Here is a 4,593-nt window from a genome sequence, read left to right on the forward strand (position 1 = left end):
GTTATAACTCCTGTTAAATTGTCTTTATGACATTTATAGATACGCTGTCACTAATTTCGCCGAATGACATAACTTCCAGATCTTTAAAACGCGTTTCAATAAACCGCTTTAAGAAACGACGAATATCAACTGAAGTCAGCACCACCAAATCACGGCAAGAAATAGTTACGCCATCCATAGCCAGAGCGAATTTATCCATTAGTTCATCCGAAACGGCAGGCTCAAGGTTTAAAAAAGTACCCGCCGAAGTATTGCGAATCCCTGCCCTGATTCGCTCCTCAAACTCACCCGATAGCATGATTACCTGCAGGCTATTAGAATGAGAAAATTTATGACAAATATAGCGTGACATTGCGCCACGAATATGCTCAACCAGCGAGATGACATCCTTTTCTCTGGGTGCCCACAGAGCAATAGCTTCCATAATTAGCTTCATATTACGCACCGATATTTTTTCCCCAAGAAGCCTTTGCAGAACTTCTGAGATCCTCTGTACGGTGGCATGACGCATAACTTCTTTCATCAGATCAGGATATTTCTCCTCAAGTTTATCAAGCATATTTTTCGTTTCCTGAACGCCAAAGTATTCATTAATGTGGCGAATTAGAATAGCCGCAAGGGTATGGTAAACCTCATCAATGCTATTTCTCAGCTGGTAACCTAATTGGGTTAACGTCTTACGTTGACGCTCATCGACCCATACCAGATTATCAATCAGAACATAAGGGATCCCCATTTTCTCAATCTCTGGGGAGCTATTCACCACATGATAATGGTTAAATTTTGTCTGAAATTGTTCTGCCTTAATTTCATTAATCAGTAGCGTCACGGTATCGGGTTCAATATTCACCGACGATTTTAGGGTGAATTCCGGCAAATTAATGCCATAGTCAATAAAGAACTGACTGCGGTAACGCTGTGCGAGCTTATCCTTTTCGAATAATTCGAGATCTTTATCATTAAGCAAAATAATCAGCGGCACGGTTTCCGAAGCGATACTATCGAGATCGGTGAGCATGCCCAGTGAGCTGCCTGATTCATCGGGCTGAGCATCGGGATCAAAGCTGCTGACTGGGGCTGTGTCAGCCGTGGCGCCGCTGCTCTTTCGCTCTTGTAGGTACTGATAATAAAACATGGCGGTCAGCGAGAGAGCCAGAATGACGAATACAGCAAGCGGAAAGCCCGGCAGACTCCCTATACCCAGTGCGATAATCGCGCCAATCAGCAGCACCGTTGAATTTTTAAATAGCTGGCCGACGATAGTTCGGCCCATATTATCGGCTTCGCCATTCACGCGCGTAACAATAAAGCCCGCGCCAATCGCGATAAGTAGCGCCGGAATCTGGGCAACTAAACCATCGCCGATGGTCAGCATGGTGTAGGTCGACAGCGCAGTGGACATATCCATGCCGTGCTGAGAAACGCCAACGCTGATGCCGCCAATAAAGTTAATAAAGATGACGATAATACCCGCGATAGCATCGCCTTTAATAAACTTCATCGCACCGTCAAAGGAGCCATAGAGCTGGCTTTCTCGCTCCACGACACTGCGTCGCTCTTTTGCCGCATCAGCATCAATTGAGCCCGCGCGCAAATCAGCATCAATACTCATTTGCTTACCAGGCATACCATCAAGCGAGAAGCGGGCCGCCACTTCCGCGACGCGCTCAGCACCTTTTGTAATCACCATAAACTGCACAATGGTGACGATCGCGAAGATAACAAAACCAACGACTAAGTTATCGCCGATAACGAACTCGCCAAAGGTGGCGATAATATCACCCGCATCTGCATCATTTAGTATCAAACGGCTGGTGCTGACCGATAAAGCCAGGCGAAATAATGTCGTAATTAACAGCACCGAAGGAAATGTTGAGAAATTTAGAATGCGATCAACATAAAATGATGCCAGAAACACAAGGATCGACAGCACCATATTCAAGCCAATTAAAAAATCGACAAGAAAAGTCGGCAGCGGAATCACCAGCATGGAGATGATGACAACGATCAGAACCAGGATAAATAGCTCTGGATGATGTCGTATCTGATGTAAAAACTTATTCATTATTATTCATGCTCTTTAGAAATTGGTGCATCAGCGGCATTACGCCGTTCAATATTCTCATTGTGCAGTGCTTTATTAATGAGTGTTTCAAAATACATCAGCAAATTGTTTCTTTCTTCAAGCGAAATAAATGCCTCACAGGGCAATTTTTTACAGTTGGTATATACTGATTGTAAAAACTGAGCTTGCTCTGCGCGTTTAACAAAACGCAGATAATCCCCAACCGTTAAAGTCAGGAGCTCATTAATATCCTGTGGACCACGCAATATGCCAAACATAAAAAACAACCAGGATCCTTCATCATGATTGACTTCTCGCACTGCCTGATCGCTGAGCACGTTCTTAATAAACAGAGCATCACAGGAGCGGATCATTTTTATTTGCCCAACACGCCCGAGTAAATAACTGAACTCAACGTGGCTGCAACTGGGGTCGGCAGAGTCAATATCAGAGAGAATCGCATCCTCCATAAAGTTAACGACAATGCTGCGACGTTCGATACCATATGTCGTTACCCAATCCTGATAAACCTCAATTTCGTGATCTTCACTCTCCAGAAAGCTGCGATAGCTTTCACGCATTATTGCCGGGCTCATACTCAGCGTCTTGCCAAACAGGCGCGCTTTCAATGCTACATTAATACCCGCTTTCAGCCGCTTAGGATCGGCTTCCTTTTCAACCTGGCTTAATAATTTCTTCAGACGTTTACGGACGACTTCATCAAGTTCTCGACGGCGAAGCGTTTCACGTAAAACCAACACCAAATCACTTTCATCAGGGAAAAGTGAGCGTGCATGGCGCAGCATTTTTTCAATATTAGCGCCTTGCTGACCTTTCATTATTTTCACAAGCTGGTCTGCTTTTGGGAAAACATCCTCATCAAGTACCTGGTCAAAGCTGGTTTCTGCCGATGCCCCCATTTTTTTATCGTAATCGCGACGGCTACGAAATTGTGACATTGCTGCAGACATTTCATCCGTAGCGCTCGCAAAGCGCTGCAATAATGCCGCGGGAGATTCGTCTTCAACTATCGCCGCATCGTCTCCGGCTAACGCATTTTTAATTTCATTCTGATCTGAAAGCGTCTGCTTTTCCGTCGACAGCTTGTCCCTGCGCTGCATATATATTTGCATCGACGGGCTATTATTATTGATTCCTATCGCCATTTTTGGCTATCCAGATAATTGGTCATCCAGTTCTGCAAATCATCGCGTGAGAAGTTCTTCTTCATCTCGGCAATCTGGCTGTGGGCATCGAGGGCTAATGGACCATCGATTTCACGTGGCTGTATCAGAAACACACGCACCATATTGGAGCCACGGTCACGCGTATAGCTAAATAACTGCCCTAACCATGGAATATCGCCAAGTAATGGGATCTTTCCTTCTACCTTTGATTCTTCATCGCGGGTATAACCGCCGATAAGCAGACTTTTCCCTTTCGGGACTCTTGCCACGGTACTGATCTTCGTTCTACCTACTTCAGGTAGATCATCGGTGCCGGTGCGAGTGTTATCGAATTGATTACCATCCTCAACGTTGAGCATCATTTCTATCTCTCCGTTTTCCGTAAAACGCGGCAATACGCTCACTAGCGTTCCGTAGGTCACATTTTCCAACTGAGCCGTACGTTCACCGACGAGTTTTGAATAGAACGTCCTGCTGTTATCAAAGATCGCCGGAATATTTTCCTGGGTCAGAATCATCGGTCTGGAAACAATATTGGCTTTATTTTTTTCGCTCAGAGCTAAGGCCGCGGCCATAAAACTCGCGCCATCTATAGTGCTGCTTCCTCCGTTCAGCGATAGTCCAAAACTGTTGCCAACATTAATGCTCCCGGACCACTCAACCCCCAAATTATTAAAGGCATCTTTTTGCAGGTCGACTATCCATACTGAAAGTTCGACGTGTCGCTTAGGGATATCTAAGGAATTAACCAGATTGCGGATATAAGAAACCTGCTCAGCGCTTCCGCGAACTAAAAGACTATTGGTTCCAGGGTCGGCGATAATACTCATCCCATTGCCAGTCGGCTGCACCTTTGTTTCGGTGTCGAGGCTTCTGACCTCGCGTGCTTCGGATTCATTGGTATCGCCGGGAAATGAATTGAGCAAAAGCGCTTCATCCTCTTTACGTGGACTCATTTGCACCACCCCCCCCGGCGCTTTACCGCTGGACATGACGCGGTTCACTACGCTGGCCATGCCGGGAATGGTGATTTTCTCGCTACGGTAGGTATATTCACGATCGTCAACAAAAGTATTGAACAATGGGATAACCGCTAAGTTTTCTCGGCCATCAAAACCATCGCTTTTGCGATCGAGGAATTTTGCAGCATTGCCAATCAGGTCGATATAAATAGGTGGACCTGACACATAAAATGTCTGACTACGATTATCTGCGCGAATTGGATAGCGAGTATCATAGAGCCCGGAGGATTTCAAAAAATTGACCACCACGTTAAGTGAGGTATTTTTCAAAACAATGACCGCATTGCGAATTTCCGATGAGTCATAAATATATATAGCC

The 4,593-nt window shown here is 45.4% G+C and carries 3 protein-coding genes; all 3 read right to left on the minus strand.

Translation table 11 applies throughout. The features are described from left to right. Positions 1 to 13 precede the first annotated feature (13 nt). Positions 14 to 2,068, minus strand: coding sequence for an EscV/YscV/HrcV family type III secretion system export apparatus protein (locus tag NNN71_RS23785; RefSeq protein ID WP_442910530.1), 2,055 nt, complete (start codon positions 2,066 to 2,068; stop codon positions 14 to 16). Further along, a complete protein-coding gene (gene sctW / locus NNN71_RS23790; RefSeq protein ID WP_271459501.1) occupies positions 2,068 to 3,231 on the minus strand; it encodes a type III secretion system gatekeeper subunit SctW in 1,164 nt (387 codons plus the stop codon). The genes NNN71_RS23785 and sctW overlap by 1 nt, the downstream gene beginning before the upstream one ends. Beyond that, the coding region (sctC, locus tag NNN71_RS23795) for a type III secretion system outer membrane ring subunit SctC (RefSeq protein ID WP_271459502.1) at positions 3,222 to 4,593 on the minus strand (1,372 nt) is incomplete at its 5' end. The genes sctC and sctW, both read right to left, overlap by 10 nt.

The organism is Kluyvera sp. Awk 3 (assembly GCF_028069715.1).
Taxonomy (GTDB): Bacteria; Pseudomonadota; Gammaproteobacteria; order Enterobacterales; family Enterobacteriaceae; genus Kluyvera; species Kluyvera georgiana_A.

What these genes read in the sequence shown, in the direction of transcription:
- sctW (WP_271459501.1), bottom strand. Translation starts at nt 3,231, where the DNA reads ATGGCGATAGGAATCAATAATAATAGCCCGTCGATGCAAATATATATG.